Origin of the sequence: Rugosimonospora africana, from assembly GCF_016862975.1 — a bacterium.
GTDB classification, from domain to species: Bacteria; Actinomycetota; Actinomycetes; order Mycobacteriales; family Micromonosporaceae; genus Rugosimonospora; species Rugosimonospora africana.
Genome location: NZ_BONZ01000040.1, coordinates 25,903 through 45,211 on the forward strand (window position 1 = coordinate 25,903; position 19,309 = coordinate 45,211).

A 19,309-nucleotide genomic window follows, 5' to 3' on the forward strand; every position below is an offset into this window, starting at 1 on the left:
GTCGGCACCGCGGTGTCCGCTGGGGGAGAACCCCGAGCCGGGTGTGCGAGATGATCAGGGTTTTCCGGAGGGACTTCCCGGATGGGCGGATCGCGCCCGCTCTCCGAGACTGAGCGTCATGCGTTCTCCCCTACATCTCGTAGTGATTCAGGTCGTGGTGCTGGCCGGCCTGGCGTCGATCGCGGGCTGCTCGACGGGGTCGCCGCCCGCGGCTGCCACGTCGACGACCGCGATCCCGGCGGCGGCCGGTACGACCGCGGCGCTGACCACCGGCGGGAAAGTTCATCTGACCGCCTACACCGACAACGACGGCCCCACGGCCACCGTGATTCTCGCCGGAGCGGTCGGCGACTATGGCAAGGCTCAGAGTGTCAATCCCGACGGCTCGGTCAACACCGAGCACAGCAGCCAGTTCAACCTGGCGCTCACCCGCGGCTCGTTCCGGCTGGACATCGCCGCCCTCGACAAGGAGTTCGTCGCCGTCCTGGGCAACCTCGCGGTGAACACCACGACCTGCTCCGGTACGGCGAGCGTGCACGGGACCGTACCGGTCGTGGCGGGCTCGGGAACCGGCGCGTACCGGGGAATCGGCGGCACCTTCGACCTCACCTTCACGCTCGACGAGGTGTACCGGACGAACGCCTGCAGCGAATCGGGCGCGTACCTGTCGCAGAGCATCGTCATCGCCGGGCCGGGCAGCGTCTCGTTCGGCGCGACCGGCTCGTGACCGGCCTGCCGATGCTAGCCAGCGGGCTGGCATCGGCAGGGGCGCGGTCCCTCACTGGGCTCTACTGCGTGGGCCTGTGCTCGCCTCCGCCACAACCCGGCTCCGGCTGCGCTCAGGCGAGGCTGCGTGCGCCTGTGCTCGCCTCCACCACAACCCGGCTCCGGCTGCGCTCAGGCGAGGCTGCGTGGGCCTGTGCTCGCCTCCGCCACAACCCGGCTCCGGCTGCGCTCAGGCGGATTGCGAATTCTGCTGCTCGGCCCACTCGGCGACCCGCTGGGCGCTCTCCTCCTCGGACAGGTCCTCCACCCGGGTCATGATCGACCACCGCACCCCGAACGGGTCGCGGATGCTGGCGAACCTGTCCCCGGACACGAACGTGGACGGCGCCTCCCGGATGGTGGAGCCGGCGGCCTCCGCACGCGCGGTGATGCCGTCGACATCGGGGCAGTAGAGCCCCATCGAGTAGCAGTCGTCGTCACCCTCGGGCGCGGGCACCAGCCCGTACGCGGGCGACGGCTCCCCGAGTTGCAGCAGCCCGTGGCCGAAGTCGAGCACGGCGTGCGCGACGGTCCCGCCCATCTCGGTCACATCCACCACGCGCGCGCCGAACACGTCCCGGTAGAAATCGATCGCCCCGCGGGCGTCAGGGATGGCCAGGAACGGGGTCAGACTCGTGGCGCCGTGCGGCGTGCCGTTGGTGGTGTGCTCGCCGTCGGCGGCGTGGATGGTGTCGGTCATGGGAAACGACGCTACGCAGGCTAGCGGCGGTCCGGCTTGAAGATTCGCGACACTCGGTAATCTCAAGAGCCGTGAGCAGGGTGTATCGAGGGGTGCTGTACCCGGCACGCCTACCGGCGTTCGACCGGATCCCGGCACCCGACCGGGTGGCTGGCCTGGTGCGGTGGTTCTGGATCCCGGAGTGGCAGCTTGCCCCGGGCAGGTCGTCGCGGCAGCACCTGATCGCCTTCCCCGCCGCCAACCTCGTCGTCGAGTCGGACACGGTCGGGTTCGCCGGCCCGACGACCCGCGCCTCGCATCGCGACCTGACCGGCACCGGATGGGCGGTCGGGGCTCTGCTGCGGCCGGCCGCGGTCCCGCTGTTCACCCGGGACCCCGGGGCGCTGCGCGACGCCTACCAGCCGGTAGACCTGCCCGCCCTGCACGAGCGGGTCTCGGCCGCGATGAACGGGTCCTCCGACCGGCCGGTGCGGCACCGCCTCGCCGTCGAGGCGTTCACGGACTGGCTCACCGGCGAATACCCCGACCCGACACCGGAGGCACTGCTGGCCAACTCGATGGCGGAGCTGATCGACTCCGATCCGGCCATGCGGAGGGTCGAGGACGTGGCCGCGCGCCTGGGCGTGTCGGTCCGTACGCTCCAGCGGCTCGCCCGCCGCTACGTCGGGCTGCCGCCGCTGGCGATGATCCGCCGGCGCAGGCTCCAGGAGGCCGCCGAACGCGTGCGTACCGGTCAGGACACGAACCTGTCGGCGGTCGCCGCGGACCTGGGCTACGCCGACCACGCGCACCTGGCCAACGAGTTCCGGTCGGTGCTCGGGTTCACCCCCAGCGCCTACCGGCAGCGGGTGTCTCCGGGCGACTCGGACTGAACCGGCCGGCCCGCCGCGACCGCCGGTACCAACCGGTGGCCGCGGCGGATCCGCGCCTCAAACACGCTTAACACGCTCAGCGGTGGCCGTCCGAGCGCTTGCGCTGCAAGGTGAAGGTCTCCAGCGGTACGACGGCGCCGGTCGGGACGATCACGTTGTAGTACGTGACGTAGATGCTCGTGGTCGAGCCCGGGCCCTTGCCGGGGTCCACGGTGAACGCGGCGAACCCGTACGGGTGCTCGGCGTCGCGTACCCCCTGCCACGGGGTGTCCTCGAACACGTACACCGACCCGTGCTTGGCGCCGGCCGTGGGCGGCGGGGTGACCGCGGTGATGACCTTCGCCTTCCCGGGCGCGAAGAAGCTGCCGTTGGTCGTGCCGCTCACGCCACCACCGCCGAGCACCATGTGCGTGGTGCCCTTGCTGGAGTCGATCAGCGCGGTGTTGGTGGACGCCGGCTTCGGGGTCAGCGTCTCGCTGCCCGACACGACACCGCGTACCGGCAGCGACCGCTCGTAGTCGTGCTCGTGGCCGCACAGCACCAGGTCGACCTCGTACTTGTCGAACAGCGGACCCCAGGTCGCGCGGAGCCCGAGGTCGGCGCCGTTGGCGTCGGACGAGCTGATCATCACCTGGTGCATGCAGACGACGATCCAGTCGATGTCCCGGGACGAGCGTGCCTTGGCCAGTTCCCTCTCCAGCCAGGCGCGCTGGGCGCCGCCGGAGTAGCCGTACACGTAGTTGTCGCCGCCGTCCTGCAGCGCCACGTCGTCGTTCTGCAGCACCACGACCCGTACCGAGCCGACGGTGAACGCGTACCAGAGGCCGGCCAACTCCACGTCGCTGCCGCTGGAGGGCAGCTTGAAGTACGTCTGGTAGGCGCCGTACCCGATCGGGCCGTTGCCCTTCTCGTCCTCGTGGTTGCCGGCGGCCGGCATCCAGGCGCGGTAGCGGGCCGAGCGGGTGTTGTTGGCGAAGAAGCCGTTCCAGGTGCGCACCCGGTCCGGGTCCAGGTTGGCGTAGCACAGGTCGCCGTTGACCAGATGGAACAGCGGGTCGACCTGCTCGATGCCGGAGACGATGTCGGCGTTGGCCGGAGTGTTGTTCGCGTTGAGCGCGACGGTGTATCCGCCCTTGCCGTCCGGCTGCCAGGTCACCTGCGGTACGGCCTGGTCGCCGAAGCTGGTGAAGGTGAACGGCGCCCGGCCGTGCGGCGCGGTGCTGAACGTACCCGCGTCCGGCCGGCCGCCGTCGTGCATCGCGGCGTACGTGTAGTAGCTGTCCGCGCGCAGCCCGCTGAGCGTGGCGTGGTGGGTGTAGACGGTCTTGCCGGACAGCCCGTCGACGTACGTGCGCGTCTCGGCCTGTACCGTGCGGCCGAAGCCGCCCTCCATCGTGCCGTAGCTGACCCGCGGGTGGGAGACCGACGTGTCGGTGGTCCAGGAGACCACCATCTGGCTGGTCGGGTCCGCGCCGAATGTCAGGTGCAGCCCCTCGACCGGCGGTGCGCCGAGCTTCTCGGGGCGGGACAGCAGCAGCGGCGACGACGCGGTGGGGGCAGGGGGCGTGGCGGCCTCGGCCGCGGTCCCGCCCAGCAGAGCGGCTCCGGTGGCCGCGGCGCCAGTGGTACCCAGGGCGATCAGCGCGGACCGCCGGCTCAGTGTGGTCTTGTTCTCGTCCTCGTGCATGGTCGAAGACGGTAAGAGCGTGGCCTTTACATATGCGATACGGCGCATGAACGACTCGTGCCGCGCGAGACGAACATCAGGCTCGCGCGGGCGCCTAACTGCCTAAGCGGCTAACTGCCTGACCGCCTAACCGCCCAGCCGGCGCACGGGATGCTGGTGCTGGCCCGGCTGCGCCGGGCGGTGTGCCCGTCCGCGCACGGCGTCCGTGACGGCCACGCCGAGCAGGATCGCGGCGACGATGACCGCGGCGGTCGACGGTGCCACCAGCACCATCGCGGGTGAGACCCCGAGCAGTACCCCGATCCAGAACAACCGCGACCAGGAGATCCGGTCGAACACCTCGTACTCGAACACGCTCCGCCCGATCATGAACAGCGCCGGCCCGCCGAACATCGCGGCGGCCCAGTGGTACGGCATCGGCGCGGTCGGCGCGAGGATGGCCCGTTCGGAGCCGGCCGCCGCGGCCACGATCCCGAAGATCATGATGAAGTGCGTGTACGGCGCCCAGCGCAGGATCCTGCCCGGCTTGCCCCTGGGCAGGTTCCGCAGCAGCGAGCCGGCCCGGTACACGTAGATCTGCCAGAGCAGCATGGTGGTGGCGAACGTGGCCACGAACGCCGTGGTGTGTCCCGCGCCCAGGCCCGCCCGGGTGTACCGCAGCGCGGCGACCAGGATGAGGTCGCCGAAGGCCAGGATCATGAACTGCTGGTACCGCTCGCCGATGTGCTCCTGCGCCTTGTCGTACTGGTCCCGGGGAACCGGGCCCAGCCACGGCGTCGGGTACCGGAAGGCGGCTATGACGTAGTCCAGCACCAGCGCGGCCGCCCAGGCGATGCCGCGGACGACGGCTGAGGGCATGAACGCGCCGACGATCCACCCGACCGCCGACACCGTGAACCAGAACAGGAATCGCGCGGCCCGCTTGCCGGGGAGTGTGTTGTGGCGCAGCAGGGCGACCAGGAAGATCCCGCGTCCGAGGTGGATGGCCACGTTCGTGGTCGCGAAGATCATGCCCTGTGACCCGAACGCCTGCGGCAGCGTGACCGCCATGATGATGCTGCCGAACATGACGACGCCGATGAGCGCCTGGATCGGCAGCCGCTCCGGGTTGTAGAAGTCGGTGGCCAGCGTGGTGATCGCCCAGACCCACCACAGGGCCATCAGCGGGAGCAGCGCCTGGACGGCTCCCGCCCAGTTGAGGTGCCGCGCGAGGTTCATCGAGGTCAGTGCCAGGGCGGCGACGTACACCAGGTCGAAGAACAGTTCCAGAAGCGTGGCCCGCTGGGACCCGCCGGGGCTGCGCACCAGCGTCGCCGGATCGTTGCGCGTCATGGTCCGACCAACGCGCGCGGTGCCCGATCAGGCAAGGGAAGGCCGGCCCACACCCTTCTAACGTTAGGCAACCGGCGTCGCCGGTACCGGAGAACGCCGCTGATCGGCCGGTCAGTTGATCGATGCCGGTCGCGATGTGGATGCCGGCCTCCAGGAAGTCGCTCGCGTCGGCAGCATGTCCTCCGGCAGCATGCGCCACGGCGTTGTCGCGCCGCATCGTCGTAGCACTGCGCAGTCGGCCCAACACGCTGTCGCGGCGGATGCCACGCCGACGTGCGCATCCATAGACAACCGCCCACCCGCCCCCAAGAATGTGACGGCGGATGCGAGACTTCACCGGGCGGCGGTACCCGGACGCTACTCACCGGTCCGCACCACACCGAGCAGCGGCACACGATGACGGCGGTTGAATGACCTACGAGGACGAGCGCGGCGTTCCCGGCCGGCTCGCGGCAGACGACGAGTACGGTACGCCACCGGAAAGCTACGGTGTGCAGCAGTACGAGCCGGTGGCGCCGGACAGGCAGGGCGAGTCCGGGCAGGATTGGCAGGGTGCGCCGGCCTCGGAGACACCGGGCGTGCCGGAGCCGGGGGAGTTTGAATACTGGCCGTCCGCCGAGCAGCGCCCCGGCGTCGCCGCGCCCGGCGTTCCATCGGCGGGCCGCCCACCGGCCGAGGTCGCGGCCGCGCTCGACTACGGGACGGGCACCGCCGGCCGGCCGCGCCCCGGCGGGATGCACGCTCCGCTGCCGGCCGGGGAAAACGCGTACGTCGACTGGATCAAGGGACTCGGCACCGCGGACGCCGGCCAGGAGGAGTGGGCCACCGCCGACCCGCACGGCTTCGACTCCGACGACGAGGCTTCGGCCGAGGACTGGCCGGACGGCGATGGGACGGATCTAGTCACCGGCGATGAGGCCGGCGTGCCGGCCCGGGACTGGGCACCCTCGCCCGAGCGGGCCGCGGAGCCGGGCAGCGGGCCGGGTTCTGGACCGGAATCCGGGCCGGGTGCCGTCGACGAGGAGAACTGGTTCGAGCCGAAGCAGCGGCCGGACGACGACGGGTACGGCGGCGGCGAGCAGTTCACGAGCGCCCCACCGGCCGAGAGCGTGGCGTCGCCGGGAGAGGACAACTGGTTCGAGCCCAAGCCGCGCTCCGACGGCCCGGACTACTCGCGCCCTGCCATCGCGGCGCAGAGCGCGGCTCCGTTCGGTGCGCCGGAGAGCGCGGCCCCGTTCGGTGCGCCACCGCCCTATCCGGGCGGGACGGACTGGCCGCGCTCGGCCGAAGAGCTCGACTTCGTCACGCCCGAGCAGGCCGGCAACGCGGGGTTCGGAGCCGTCGAGTTCCGGGGCGGCGACTACCGCTCCGCGGACGCTCCGGCCGAGTACCGGAGTGGCGGGTTCGACGGTGGCGGGTTCGACAGTGGCGGGTTCGACAGCGGCGGTTCCGACGGCGGCGGGTTCGACAGCGGCGGGTTCGACGGTCGCGGGTTCGACAGCGGCGGGTTCGACGGTCGCGGGTTCGACGGTCGCGGGTTCGAGAGCGGCGGGTTCGACCGCGACGGCTACAACGTGGGCGGGTACGCCAACCCCGACGAGTCGGACCCCGGCTACCCGGGTCCGGGCCACCCCGGCGAGTACGGCGACGACCGCGCAGGCGACTACGCCGCCGGCTACCAGGGCTCGTACGACGGGTCACCCGACGACCGGTCGGACCTGAACCTCGGCGACTTCGGCGACAACGCGGAGACCACGACACTGATGCTGGGCGGTGCCCGGAAGTCGTCCCCGGACCAGCGCCGCAAGACCCGCTCGTACCGTCCGTTCGCGATCGCCGCGGGCGTGGTCGTCGCCGCGACGATCGGGGTGGCCGGCGTGGCCCTGCACGACAGCTCGGCTCAGTCGGCCAACCCCGGCCCGCCGGCCAGCACCACCAACCCGGCCGACGCGCCGACCGACACCGGTTCGCCGGACGCCCTGCTGCCGCCGCCGGTCGACTCGCTCACGGCGTCGCCGCCGCCGTCCATGCCGACGATGGCACCCACGACGGCCGCCAGGCCGACCCGGACGACCGCGGGGCCGCACCCGACGCAGACGCACCACAACCCGCCTCCTCCGCCGCCGACGACGCACCCGCAGACGCCGCCGACCCACAAGCCGTCCCCATCGGTGTCGCCGCCGTCCCCGACGCCGGACTCGCCGTCGCCGACCACCGAGTAGGGTCCGGCGCGCTGGCCCGCACCCGGAACCTGACCGGGCCACGAGTGCGGGTGTGGTCGATGGCCCGCCGGGCGTGTCATGCTGCGATGACCACGTGGAAGGAGCGGCAGTGTCGGCTGGCGAGGCGGTACAGGCGGCACCCGCGAGGCGGTCCCTGCGACCGGTCGCGATCGGCGCCGTACTCAGCGCGATCCTGGTGCTTCTGTTCGGCGTGCCGTGGTGGTCGCTGACCCTGGCCCACGCCCGGTGGCCGGGCCCGGTCGTCGCCGTGGGCACGGTCGTGTTCGCCGCCGCGCTCGTCGCGTTCCCCGTTCTCATGTATCTCGGACACGGCCGGCGGGGCTGGGACCGGGCGGCCGTCGCCGGGGACACCATCCTCGGCGTGATCTGGGTGCTGTTCTCCTGGGCGGTGCTCGGCAACGTGCTGCGGGTGGCGCTCGCGGTCGGTGGCGTCGCCGACCCGGTCCGGTCCCGGGTCGTGGCGGCCGGGATCGCCGGCGTCTCGGTGCTGCTCGTCGCCTGGGGGTACGTCGAGGCGATGCGCGTGCCCCGGGTGCGGCGGGCGGCGGTCACGATTCCCCGCCTGGGGGCCGGCCTGCACGGCCTGCGGGTCGTGCTGCTGACCGACACCCACTACGGTCCGATCGACCGGGCCCGCTGGTCCGCCAGCGTGGTCGCGGCGGTCAACCGGCTCGACGCCGACATCGTGTGCCACACCGGAGACATCGCCGACGGCACGGTGGCCCGGCGGCGGGAGCAGGCCGCGCCGCTCGGTGACGTACGCGCACGGTTGGCCCGCGCATACGTCACCGGCAACCACGAGTACTTCGGGGAGGCCGAGGGCTGGCTCGACCATATGCGGGCACTCGGCTGGGAACCGCTGCACAACCGGCACATTGTCGTGGAGCGCGACGGCAGCCGGCTCGTCCTGGCCGGAGTCGACGACGCGACCGCCGCGTCCTCGGGACGCCCCGGCCACCGCGCCGACCACACCGCCGCACTCGCCGGGGCGGATCCGGATCTGCCCGTACTGCTGCTCGCCCACCAGCCGAAGCAGATCGGCGCGGCCGTGGCGGCCGGCGTCGACCTGCAGCTCTCCGGCCACACCCACGGCGGTCAGATCTGGCCGTTCCACCTGTTGGTGCGCACCGATCAGCCGGCCGTGCAGGGCCTGAGCCGCCACGGCGAGCGGACCCAGCTCTACACGAGCCGGGGCACCGGCTTCTGGGGACCGCCGCTGCGCGTCTTCGCGCCGAGCGAGATCACGCTGATCACCCTGCTCGCCGGCTGACTCGGCGCGAGCGCCCGCGCGGGTCAGTCCGTGACGAGGCGCCGGCGCGTACGGCTGACACCCCAGGCGAACGCCGCGGTGACGGCGGCGACCGGCAGCATCCAGCCACCGTAGGCCCCGAACGCCGCCCGGACGAGCAACTCCGGTACCAGCGCACCGGCGACCAGGCCGGTGGCCGCCCAGGCGAGGCGCGCCGGAAGGCGCCGCCGCCGGGTCGCCACGAGCGCGACGGCGACGCCGGCGCTGGCCGCGGCCCAGAGCACGGCCGGGTTCAGCGCCGGATAGACGATCCCGTGCCGCCCCCACACTCCGATGAGCCACCAGAGCAGCACCCCGAGCGGGAGCGTGGCCAGCACCGTGCCGCGCGGTCGCCGCACCGGCCACCGCCAGCGCGTCGCGACGGCCATGGCGGCGAGGACCGGCAACTGGTACACGGGGCCCGTCACCGCGGCGACCGGCGGCAGGAACGACGAGAGAACCTGGTACGCGACCAGCGCGGTGTAGCCGGCGAGCGCGGTGCGGCGGGCGCCGAGCACCCAGGCCACCGTCACGCCCAGCCACGCCAACGGGAAGCCCAGCAGCGACAGCAGGTCGTGATGCAGCAGGTGTGACACCGAGGGGGACATGGCCACCACCCCGGGCGGGGGGAACAGCAGGTTGGTCAGCGCCATCACCTGGTCAGTGGCGAGCGCGACGAGAAGCGCGGTCACCACCAGCGACCCGAGACCGGACAGGCGCGCCAGGCGCAGGCGGACCGCCAGCCCGAGCACGCCGGACGCCTGCCGGAAGCTGGGGCGGCCGCGGCCGTCGTCGAGGTCGAGCAGCATGCCGAGCAGTTCCTCGCCGCGCGCGGCGCGGTGGTCGGCGGGCAGCAACCCGATCAGGCGGCGGTAGCGCCGCTCCAGCGCGCTCATGCGGTCATCGCGTGTCTCCGGCGGGTTCGTGCGGCCATCGCGCGGCTCTGGCGCGCTCGTGCGGCCATCGCGCGGATCCGGCGCGCTCATCCTGTCACCCCGAGCCGGCGCGCCTGCTGGTCGCGGCGGGCCAGGCGCTTTCGGGCTGCGCGGGCCTGGGCGGCCATCCGCTCGGTCTCGGCGGTCACCGCCGCCGCTCCGGCATCGGTCAACCGGTAGTACCGGCGCAGCCGGCCGCTCTCCACCTCGTCCCGGTCGGGCGCCACGAGGCCCCGTCCGGTGAGGCGCTCCAGGGCCGCGTACAGGGTGCTCGCGCGGAGCTTCACCCGCCCCCCGGACATGGTCTCCACCTCGGTCACCAGCCCGTACCCGTGCCGGGGCTGATCGGCCAGCGCGGCGAGTATCAGAAACGACTGTTCGCTGAGTCCATCCACGGCCGGAGCATATACCGCGCGACGGTATATGCTCCACCCGGTGGGAGCGGGCCGGGACAACCGCGCCCGAGCGACCCCGACGCCTACCGTCGGGCATCGGGCGCGGCATGATGGGCATTGCCGCCGCGCCCCGGTCTACCCCGGGGGTACCAGCCCGGCGGCGCTCACCTGACAGGAGAACTTCATGGCTACCCTTGCCGACCAGACCATCGCCGCCCTGCGTTCGGGCCACGACAGCCTCGCCGCCCTCGTCGCCGGGCTGTCGCCGGACGACCTGACCCGCCCATCGGCGGCCAGCGAGTGGCAGGTGTCCCAGGTGCTCAGCCACCTGGGCAGCGGGGCCGAGATCGGGCTGGCCGGGCTGACCGCCGCGCTGACCGATGCTCCCGGGCCGGACGGCGACTTCAACCGGAAGGTCTGGGCGCGCTGGGACGCCATGGCGCCGGCCGAGCACGCCGCAGGGTTCCTGGAGGCCAACCAGCGGCTCGTCGAGGCGTACGAGGCGCTGGACGCGTCGACCCGGGCCGAGCTGCGAATCAATCTCGGCTTCCTGCCCGAGCCGGTGGACGTGGCCACCGCGGCCCGGTTCCGGCTCAGCGAGTTCGCGCTGCACCGGTGGGACGTGGAGGTCGCCTTCGACCCGGCGGCGACGGTGGCGCCGGAGGCGGTGGCGCTGCTGCTCGCCCAGATCGCGCTCATGCTGGCCTGGACCGCCCGGACCGACGAACTCGGCGGGCGGCAGGCCACGCTCGCGCTGCGGCTGTCGGAGCCCGACGCGTCGTACGGGCTGCGGCTGGCCGAGCGGGTCGAGCTCACCGACGTACCCGAGGCGCCGGACGGCGAACTGGAGGCACCGGCCGAGGCGTGGCTGCGGCTGACCGTCGGACGGCTAGGCCCGCGGTACACGCCGGAGAGCGTGCGGGTCACCGGCCCGGTGAGCCTGGACGACCTGCGGAAGCTGTTCCCTGGCTTCTGAGCCCGTCCGCGGTGGGGCTCCGGCGGCTACCGGGGCTCCACCGCGTCGGCCGTCGCCCGCAGCGCCTCCTGGACGATCCGCGGCGCGACCGAGCGCCGGCCCGGAAGCCGGGCCACCAGCACCCGGCGGGTCTCCCGGGGACCGCCGCGCACCGGGAGTACCCGGATCCCCTCCGGCATGGCGGGCAGCATCGACAGCGGGACCGTCGTGATGCCGCAGCCGGCCGCGACCAGCTGGAGCTTGGCCAGCCAGTCCCGGGTGCTGTGCGCGACCCGGGGCCGGCCGCCGAGCCCCGGCCACACGCCGAGCAGCACCTCACCGGCGCCCGACGGGCTGGCGATCCAGCGCTGGCCGCGCAGGCTCTCCACGTCGATGACGTCGTCGAGGGCGAGCGGGTGGTTCGCCGGTACCGCGACGTGCAGGTCCGACTCGGAGATGACCTCGACGACCAGCTCCGGGGTCTCCGTGTCGGGAGCCCGGAACGGCGGCGCCGAGGCCAGTACGGCGAGATCGAGGGAGCCGGCCCGCACGGCCCGGACGAGCGCCGGGGTGCTCGCCTCGCGGGTACTCACCTCGATCTCCGGGTGAGTCCGGCGCAGCGCGGCCAGCGCCCGGGGGAGCAGTACGGCTCCGGCGCTCGGGTACGCCCCCAGCCGCACGGTCTGCCCGGCCGGTGCCCGTCCCCGGACCGCGCGCACGGCCGCGTCGATCTCGTCCAGCGCCACCGTGGCGTGGCGCAACACGGCCCGCCCGGCCGGGGTGAGCCGCACGCCGGTGCGCTGGCGCTCGAACACTCCGACGCCCAACGCCGACTCCAGGGCTGCGATCTGCCGGGAGACCGCCGACTGGGTGTAGCCCAGCGCCGATGCCGCGGCGGTGAACGAGCCCCGCTCGGCCACTTCGCGCAGTACCCGCATGCCGGCCACCGACAGATCCATGAGTAATACGCATACCACATGTGCGTGATCCTCGTTTGTGGCATGGCTCGGGCGACCTACGTTGGACTCATGGCAGGTACACGGATAGCACTGGTGACGGGCGCGACGCAGGGGTTGGGGCTGGCTCTGGTCGAGGGTCTGGCCGCGCGGATGGCTGGTGGGGACCACGTCTTCCTGACCGGGCGCGACCCGGCCCGGGTGGAGGCGGAGGTCGGCGTGGTGGCCGGCCGGCTGACCGGCGCCGGCGCGGAGGTACACGGTCGCGTCGTCGACGTGACGTCCACCGCGTCGGTACAGGCGGCGGCGGACGCGATCGCCGCGGAGTACGGCGGCATCGACATCGTCTTCTCCAACGCCGGTTCGCGGATGAGCCCCGACCGCGCCCCGGCCGAGGAGGTCGATCAGGTAGCGGAGACGTACAACCACGGCGCGCTGCGGATGCTGCGCTCGTTCGGCCCGCTGCTGCGCCCGGGCGGCCGGTTCTTCGTCGTGGCCAGCGCGCTGGGTACGCTCGGCCAACTCGATCCGCGGGTCCGCGCGCCGTTTGAGCGGGCGCGCTCGCTGGACGACATCGAGCGGATCGTCGAGTCGTGGCGCCGCGCCGTGCACGACGGTTCGGCCACGGAGCTCGGGTGGCCCGGTTGGCTGAACCTCCCGTCGAAAGTGGCGCAGGTGGCCGCGGTACGGGTCGCCGCCGCGCAGCGACGGGAACGGGATCTGGCCGATGGCACGCTGATCGCGGCGGTGTGTCCGGGCCTGATTGACACGGCGGCGTCGCGGCCCTGGTTCACCGACATGAGCCGGGCCCAGACGCCGGAGGAGGCGGCCCGCGCCCTGCTCGATCTCGGCCTGGCTCCGTCGGTGGATCCGAAGTACTACGGGGAACTCGTCCAGTTCGGCGCGGTGCTCCCGTGGGAGGGTGTGGCAACCACGCCCGAGGTGGTGTCAACCACGTGAGAGAGGTCGTGTCGACCACGTGAGAGAGGTCGTGTCGACCACGTGAGAGTGGTGGTGGCCCCGGCGTGAGCCGGGGCCACCACTGCTGCGGGCCACCGCTACCGGGGCGCCACCGCGTCGGGTACCGGGGCGTAGCCGACCGGCCGGGTGGTGAACGTGCCCCGGCCCTGGGTTCGGCTGCGCAACCGGGTCGCGTAGCCGAACAGTTCGGCCAGCGGCACCGTCCCGGTCACCACGACCGTGCCGGCCCGCGCGGTCGAGTCCGTGATCCGGCCGCGCCGCGCGGTCAGGTCGCCGAGCACCGAGCCGACGCAGTCCTCGGGTACCGTCACGGTCACCTCCACCACCGGTTCCAGCAGCGTCATCACGCTGGCCCGCAACGCTTCCCGCAGGCCGAGCCGGCCGGCCGTGCGGAACGCCAGCTCGGAGGAGTCCTTCGAGTGTGTGGCGCCGTCGGTCAGCGTCACGCGCACGCCGGTCACCGGATGTCCGCGCAGCGGCCCTTCCTCCAGCGCGTCCCGGCACCCGGCCTCCACCGCCCGGATGTACTCGCGGGGCACCCGCCCACCGGTCACGGTGGACGCGAACGCGAACCCGGTGCCGCCGTCCGGCTCGTCCAGCGGCTGCACGTCGAGCATCACGTGTGCGTACTGGCCCGCACCGCCGTCCTGCTTGACGTGCCGGTACAGCAGCCCGGACACTCCGGTCACGACCGTCTCCCGGTACGCCACCTGGGGCCGGCCGGTGCGCGGTTCCAGCCCGTACCCGCGCCGGATCCTCTCCACCGCCACCTCCAGGTGCAGTTCGCCCATGCCGGACAGCACGGTCTGCCCGGTCTCCGGATCGGTGCGTACGGCCAGCGAGGGGTCTTCCTCCACCAGCCGGGCCAGCGCCGTGGCCAGCCGGTCGGAGTCCGCGCCGGTACGCGCCTCGACCGCCACCGAGATGACCGGGCGGGTCGCGCCCGGCGGTTCGAGCAGCACCGGAGCGCCGGGCGTGCACAGGGTGGCGCCGGTACCCGCGGCCTTCAGCCCGACCACCGCGACGATGTCGCCGGCCACCGCCTGCGGCACCTCGGTGTGCCGGTCGGCCTGTACCCGCAGGATCCGGCCGATCCGCTCGGTGCGCCCGGCGCCGGTGTCCAGCACAGTGTCTCCCTTGTGGACAGTCCCCGAGTACACCCGCAGGTACGTCAGCCGGCCGGTCGCGGTCAGGCTCACCTTGAACGCCAGTGCCGCGAACGGCGCCGCCGGGTCGGCCGGCCGTTCCTGGCCCACGCCGCCGTGGGTACCGGCGACCGGCGGTACGGACAGCGGCGACGGCAGGTACCCGACGACCGCGTCCAGCAACGGTTCGATGCCCCGGTTGCGGTACGCCGATCCGCACAGCACCACGACACCCTCACCAGTACCGGTCAGGTCGCGTAGCGCGGCGGCGAGCACCGGCGTGGAAACGGCTCCCCGCGCACAGAACTCCTCCAGTGCCGCCGGGTGCCGTTCGGCCACCGCCTCCTCCAGGAGCCGGCGGCGTCGCCGCGCCTCGTCGCGCAGCGGCTCGGGTACCGGCTCCTCCCGGGCGAAGTCCTGGCCCTCGACCCAGACCAGCGACCGCATGCGCAGCAGGTCCACCACGCCGCGGAAGCCCTCCTCCCGGCCGATCGGAAGCTGCACCACGAGCGGGCTCACGCCCAGCCGCCGGCGCATCGACGCGACCGCGGTGTCGAGGTCGGCCCCGGCGCGGTCGAGCTTGTTGACGAACGCGATCCGCGGCACCCGGTACCGGTCGGCCTGCCGCCACACCGATTCGCTCTGCGGCTGCACACCGGCCACCCCGTCGAACACCGCGATGGCGCCGTCGAGCACCCGCAGCGAGCGCTCGACCTCGTCGGCGAAGTCGACGTGGCCCGGAGTGTCGATGAGGTTGACCCGGTGGCCGTCCCACACGCAGCTGACGGCGGCGGAGAAGATGGTGATTCCCCGGTCGCGTTCCTGGGAGTCGAAGTCGGTGACGGTGGTTCCGTCGTGAACCTCGCCGCGCTTGTAGGTGGTGCCGGTCGTGTAGAGGATGCGTTCGGTGACGGTGGTCTTCCCGGCGTCCACGTGGGCGAGGATGCCGATGTTGCGAACGTTGGTCAGCGGTTCGGTGCGCATGGCTGGGAAGCCTTTCGAGGGTGATCCGGACAGGAGGGAACTGTCGGACGAAGAGCCCCGGGGCACGGCACGAGGCGCGCGGGACCGGCGCCGCGGCGTTAAGAAGCGCGCGGGATCGGCGCCGCCGGTCACCGAGACGCGAAGATGGCGCGCACCGGCGACCGGGGCGTGGGAAAGAGGCGCTTCGGTGTGCCGGGCGGGCACGCTCGCGCCGTCGTCAGTCCATCGTGGACAGACGGCGCCCTCGGGGATTCGTCACGGACGTCCGGCGCGGGTCGGGTGGCCGGCACCGGACGGCGACGGAGACGCCAGGATCACCCTGTGCTGCGACTGGGGGACAGGCACCGCGGTGCGGTAGCGCACGGCCGGCTCCCCTCCATCGTCGCGGCGCGCGCCCTGCCGTGGAACGGTCGGGCGCGCCGGGTTCGCGGTCAGGCTACCGGCCGCCGTCCGGGCCGGAAACCGCTTTATCGCCCGGGTGCGCGCTGTCGCCCGGGACGGCTGTCGCTCGGGAGCCCACTGTCGTCCGGGTGCTCGCTGTCGTCCGGAGTCCGCTGTCGCCAGGGATCGCCGCTACCGGCGGGATCGCCGCCCGCGTGCTCCGGGCCCGCGTGCTTTCCGCCCGCGTGCTCCGGGTGGCGCTGCCGGATCGGCGTGGCGATCGCGACGGCGGCGACCAGCGCGCAGCCGGCCCCGGCGGACAGGAACACGGCGGTGACGCCGAAGCGTCCCGCCGCCCAGGTCAGCAGCGCGGCACCGATCGGTCCCAGGGAGAAGTGCATGGTCCAGAACGCCGACGTGACGCGGCCGAGCAGGTGGTTCGGTGTGACCTGCTGACGCAGCGACATCGAGCAGGTACCGGCGATGCCGGCGCAGCACAAATACACGGCGGCGAGGACGGCGATGACCGGCACGGTGCGGGTGAGCCCGAGTCCGGCGATGGCCAGCCCGCACACCGCCTGACCGCCGATCCACGTGTACCCGAATCCGATGTGCCGGCGTAGCCACGCGACGAGCAGCGCACCGGTGAGGGTGCCGATCGTGGCCGGCCCGAGCACCGCGCCGACCGTGGCGTCGGTGTGACCGAGGGTGTGCCTGATGTCGTAGATGAGCACGTCGGTCAGGCCGTACGTGAGGAAGACGACGAAGGACAGCAACGCGGTCAGCGCGCGCAGCGTCGGGTGACGCCAGAGGAAGCGGGCACCGGCGAACAGTTGCGCGAGCGGCCGTCCGCCAGCCTCCGCGGGGTCCTGAATATCCGGCGCGTCGTGGGTAACCGGCGCGTCGCGGCTCCGCAGCCGGATCAGTGCCACGCCGGCGGCCGACAGCGCGAAGCTGGCCGCGTTGACGGCCACCGCCGCGGCCGGCCCGAGCCACCCGGAGACCACGCCGGCCAGCAGCGGGCCGACCACCCCGGCGGCGGCACCGGTGGCGTACAGGCGGCCGTTGGCCTCGGTGATCCGCTCGGTGCCGACCAGGTTGCGTACGGCGGTGACGTACCCGACCTGGAACACCATGCCGAGCGCCTCGCAGGCGGGCAGCACGACATACAGCAGCCAGACCTGCGGCCCGAACGACCAGGCGATCGGGATCGCCGCGTACAGCACCATCCGGGCCAGGTCGCACGCGATGAGCAGGCGCCGCCGGTCCAGCCGGTCGACCAGGATCCCGGCGAAGAGGCCGGCGACGATCGAGGCGACGCCGGCCGCACCGGTCAGCAGCCCCATCTGCGCGGCCGAACCGGTGGCGTGCAGAACGAGCAGCGGAATGGCGATGTACGCGAAGGAGTCGCCGGCGACCGACAGCGTCTGCGAGCCCCAGAAGAGGCTGAAGTCGCGATCGCGCCACAGCGGCCGGACCGGCACGGCGACCGTGGCGGGCGATGCCGTCACGACGTACCTCCCAGTTTCGCCGTGCCCTTCCCGCCGGTCGAGCGTACCTTTCGACAGGTAGCGGAAACTCGACAGGTAGCCCAGACGCGGCATGTGGTGAAGGAGCGACCGGATGCAGATCGGAGACGTCCGCCTCGACCTGGTGGCCGACGGCACGTTCGTCGCGCGACCCAGGTACTTCGGCGAGGACGTGCCCCCGGAGACACACCCGGAACTCTTCGGCCGTCACCAGACCGCGTTCCTGCCGATCGGCTGCTTCCTCGTCCGCACCGGCGACCGGCTCGTCCTGGTCGACGCCGGCCTCGGCCCGGAACAGCAGGATCTGCCGCACGGCATGCACCTGGTCGGCGGCCAGCTGCTGACCGGACTCCGGGCGCTCGGCGTCGCCACCGGAGACATCACCGATGTCGTCTGCAGCCACCTGCACGCCGACCATGTCGGCTGGCTCTTCGACCGCGACGCCCGCCCGGTCTTCCGGAACGCGACGGTCTGGTACGGCGCCGCCGACGGGGACCGCTTCGTCACCGGGCCCGGCTCGATGGCGGCGCACATCCGGGAAGGGTTCCGCGACCCCGCGCACGCGTCCCGGCTTCGGCCGATCGATCGGGACACCACCGTCGCGCCCGGCATCACCGCGCTGCCCGCGCCCGGGCACACTCCGGGGCACCTCTGTCTGGTCATCTCGTCCGGGCAGCGGCGCGCTCTGCTCCTCGGTGACGCGGTCACCTGTCCGGTACAGCTCGACGAATCGACCTGGCACTCGATGAGCGACGTGGATCCGGCGCTGGCGGCCCGGACGCGGGAGCGCCTCTGGCGCGAGCTCGAGGACGGGAACACGGTCGGCGCCGGCGCGCATTTCCCGGAACTCCAGTTCGGGCGGGTCCTGGCCGGCACGGCCCGGCGCTGGCTGACCTGAGCTGACCTGCCGTAGGGTCGGCTTCCGGAGGGCCGACTGCCGCGGCGACGGGTGGGGCGCCGCCGGAGAGGGGAGCCCGCGATGAGCACCGCGCCGTCCGGCCACGAGAAGAACCCGGCCGCTGCGGCTCGGGAGGCGGCGACTCGGGACCCTGCGATCCCGGCCGCGCCGACCCCCGATGAGGAGTTGGACGCGGTGCGAGCCGGCGACGAGCCGTCGTTCGCGGCGGTGGTCGAGCGCCACCGGACGGAGCTGCGGGTGCACTGCTACCGGATGCTCGGCTCGCTGGAGGACGCGGAGGACCTGGTCCAGGAGACGTTCCTGCGCGCCTGGAAGAACCTCGGCACCTTCGAGGGGCGCTCGACGCTGCGCGCCTGGCTGTACCGGATCGCGACGAACGCCTGCCTCGACGCGCTGGACGGCCGGGCCCGCCGGGTACTCCCGCAGCACCTGGAACCGCCCTCGGCGCCGGACGCGCCGCGGCCGCCGCGCACCGACATCGCGTGGCTGCAGCCCCTTCCCGACCGGCTCGCCGAACCCGACGCCGGCTGGGAGCCGGTCGCCGACAGCGACGCGGAGCCGGACGCGGCGGTGGTCGCGCGGGAGACGATCGAACTGGCGTTCCTGGCCGCGATCCAGCACCTGCCGGCCCGGCAGCGGGCCGTGCTGATCCTGCGCGACGTGGTCGGCTGGCCGGCCAGCGACACCGCGGCGGCGCTGTCGGGCAGCGTGGCGTCGGTCAACAGCGCGCTGCAACGGGCCCGCGCGACCCTGCGGGAGCACCTGCCGCGACGCCGGCTGGACTGGGCGCCGTCGGCCGCGCCCACCGAGGCGGAGCGGGCGGTACTCCGGCGGTACCTGGAGGCGGTGGAGCGCACCGACCTCGCCGCGCTGGCCTGCCTGCTGGCCGAGGACGTGCGGACGGCCATGCCGCCGTACCCGCACTGGTTCCTCGGCCGGGACGCCGTGCTCGCGGCGCTCGCGGCCAGCTGGGACCCGGATTCGCCGCACTGGGCGGGACGGTTCCGGATGGTGGAGACATCGGCCAACCGCCAGCCGGCCGCGGCGGCGTACGTGCGGGGGCGCGGGGACACCGCGTACCGGGCCTTCGGGATCGGCGTACTGCGGGTCGAGGACGGCCGCATCGCGGAGCTGACCGCGTTCCACGACCCCGGCCTGTTCCCGGCGTTCGGCCTGCCGGTGGCGTTGCCGCCCGAGCACAGGCCCGCGTGGTAGAGCCTGAGCGGAGCCGGAGCCGGTTTG

General features: G+C 73.1%; 16 protein-coding genes. 8 read left to right on the forward strand and 8 right to left on the reverse strand.

The genetic code is table 11. The features are described 5' to 3' along the window. Nucleotides 1–118: 118 nt before the first annotated feature. Nucleotides 119–727: a hypothetical protein gene (locus Raf01_RS21600; protein WP_203919778.1), complete on the forward strand. Its 609-nt coding sequence runs from the start codon at nt 119–121 to the stop codon at nt 725–727. A gap of 228 nt (nt 728–955) precedes the next feature. Here Raf01_RS21600 and Raf01_RS21605 read toward each other — a convergent pair whose 3' ends face one another. Then, nucleotides 956–1,465: a VOC family protein gene (locus Raf01_RS21605; RefSeq protein WP_203919779.1), complete on the reverse strand. Its 510-nt coding sequence runs from the start codon at nt 1,463–1,465 to the stop codon at nt 956–958. Between the two features lie 92 nt (nt 1,466–1,557). Here Raf01_RS21605 and Raf01_RS21610 point away from each other — a divergent pair, with 92 nt between their 5' ends. Further along, a complete protein-coding gene (locus Raf01_RS21610) occupies nt 1,558–2,337 on the forward strand; it encodes a helix-turn-helix transcriptional regulator (protein ID WP_373319546.1) in 780 nt (259 codons plus the stop codon). Nucleotides 2,338–2,413: 76 nt separating this feature from the next. Here the strand turns inward: Raf01_RS21610 and Raf01_RS21615 are convergent, their stop codons facing one another. Further along, nucleotides 2,414–4,024: a purple acid phosphatase family protein gene (locus Raf01_RS21615; protein ID WP_203919780.1), complete on the reverse strand. Its 1,611-nt coding sequence runs from the start codon at nt 4,022–4,024 to the stop codon at nt 2,414–2,416. A gap of 126 nt (nt 4,025–4,150) precedes the next feature. After that, the gene (locus Raf01_RS21620; RefSeq protein WP_203919781.1) at nt 4,151–5,356 is read right to left on the reverse strand and encodes a low temperature requirement protein A; all 1,206 of its coding nucleotides are present in this window, start codon (nt 5,354–5,356) and stop codon (nt 4,151–4,153) included. Between the two features lie 410 nt (nt 5,357–5,766). Here Raf01_RS21620 and Raf01_RS21625 point away from each other — a divergent pair, with 410 nt between their 5' ends. Both Raf01_RS21625 and Raf01_RS21630 read left to right on the forward strand, forming a co-directional pair. Continuing rightward, nucleotides 5,767–7,578, forward strand: a complete 1,812-nt coding sequence (locus tag Raf01_RS21625; protein WP_203919782.1) for a hypothetical protein — start codon at nt 5,767–5,769, stop codon at nt 7,576–7,578. 109 nt (nt 7,579–7,687) lie between these two features. Beyond that, a complete protein-coding gene (locus tag Raf01_RS21630) occupies nt 7,688–8,869 on the forward strand; it encodes a metallophosphoesterase (RefSeq protein ID WP_203919783.1) in 1,182 nt (393 codons plus the stop codon). 23 nt (nt 8,870–8,892) lie between these two features. Here the strand turns inward: Raf01_RS21630 and Raf01_RS21635 are convergent, their stop codons facing one another. Then, nucleotides 8,893–9,783 (reverse strand): hypothetical protein, encoded by an 891-nt coding sequence (locus tag Raf01_RS21635; RefSeq protein WP_203919784.1) that lies wholly within the window; start codon nt 9,781–9,783, stop codon nt 8,893–8,895. 86 nt (nt 9,784–9,869) lie between these two features. After that, on the reverse strand, nt 9,870–10,217 hold the full coding sequence (locus Raf01_RS21640; protein WP_203919785.1) for a PadR family transcriptional regulator: 348 nt from the start codon (nt 10,215–10,217) through the stop codon (nt 9,870–9,872). A 184-nt stretch (nt 10,218–10,401) separates the two neighbouring features. On the opposite strand from Raf01_RS21640, the gene Raf01_RS21645 reads away from it, so the two are divergent. Then, nucleotides 10,402–11,193, forward strand: coding sequence for a maleylpyruvate isomerase family mycothiol-dependent enzyme (locus tag Raf01_RS21645; RefSeq protein WP_203919786.1), 792 nt, complete (start codon nt 10,402–10,404; stop codon nt 11,191–11,193). Between the two features lie 26 nt (nt 11,194–11,219). Here the strand turns inward: Raf01_RS21645 and Raf01_RS21650 are convergent, their stop codons facing one another. Further along, complete coding sequence (locus Raf01_RS21650) at nt 11,220–12,131, reverse strand: LysR family transcriptional regulator (protein ID WP_203919787.1); 912 nt, start codon at nt 12,129–12,131, stop codon at nt 11,220–11,222. A gap of 69 nt (nt 12,132–12,200) precedes the next feature. On the opposite strand from Raf01_RS21650, the gene Raf01_RS21655 reads away from it, so the two are divergent. Beyond that, entirely contained in the window at nt 12,201–13,088 is an 888-nt protein-coding gene (locus tag Raf01_RS21655) for an SDR family NAD(P)-dependent oxidoreductase (protein WP_203919788.1), read from the forward strand. Nucleotides 13,089–13,186: 98 nt separating this feature from the next. Here the strand turns inward: Raf01_RS21655 and fusA are convergent, their stop codons facing one another. Together fusA and Raf01_RS21665 are read right to left on the reverse strand one after the other, a co-directional pair. Next, nucleotides 13,187–15,238, reverse strand: a complete 2,052-nt coding sequence (gene fusA / locus Raf01_RS21660; protein WP_203919789.1) for an elongation factor G — start codon at nt 15,236–15,238, stop codon at nt 13,187–13,189. 467 nt (nt 15,239–15,705) lie between these two features. Then, nucleotides 15,706–17,130: an MFS transporter gene (locus Raf01_RS21665; RefSeq protein WP_239133797.1), complete on the reverse strand. Its 1,425-nt coding sequence runs from the start codon at nt 17,128–17,130 to the stop codon at nt 15,706–15,708. A gap of 112 nt (nt 17,131–17,242) precedes the next feature. Here Raf01_RS21665 and Raf01_RS21670 point away from each other — a divergent pair, with 112 nt between their 5' ends. Beyond that, nucleotides 17,243–18,046: an MBL fold metallo-hydrolase gene (locus tag Raf01_RS21670; RefSeq protein ID WP_203919791.1), complete on the forward strand. Its 804-nt coding sequence runs from the start codon at nt 17,243–17,245 to the stop codon at nt 18,044–18,046. Nucleotides 18,047–18,127: 81 nt separating this feature from the next. Continuing rightward, the gene (locus Raf01_RS21675) at nt 18,128–19,282 is read left to right on the forward strand and encodes a sigma-70 family RNA polymerase sigma factor (RefSeq protein WP_203919792.1); all 1,155 of its coding nucleotides are present in this window, start codon (nt 18,128–18,130) and stop codon (nt 19,280–19,282) included. The last annotated feature ends 27 nt before the right edge of the window (nt 19,283–19,309 follow it).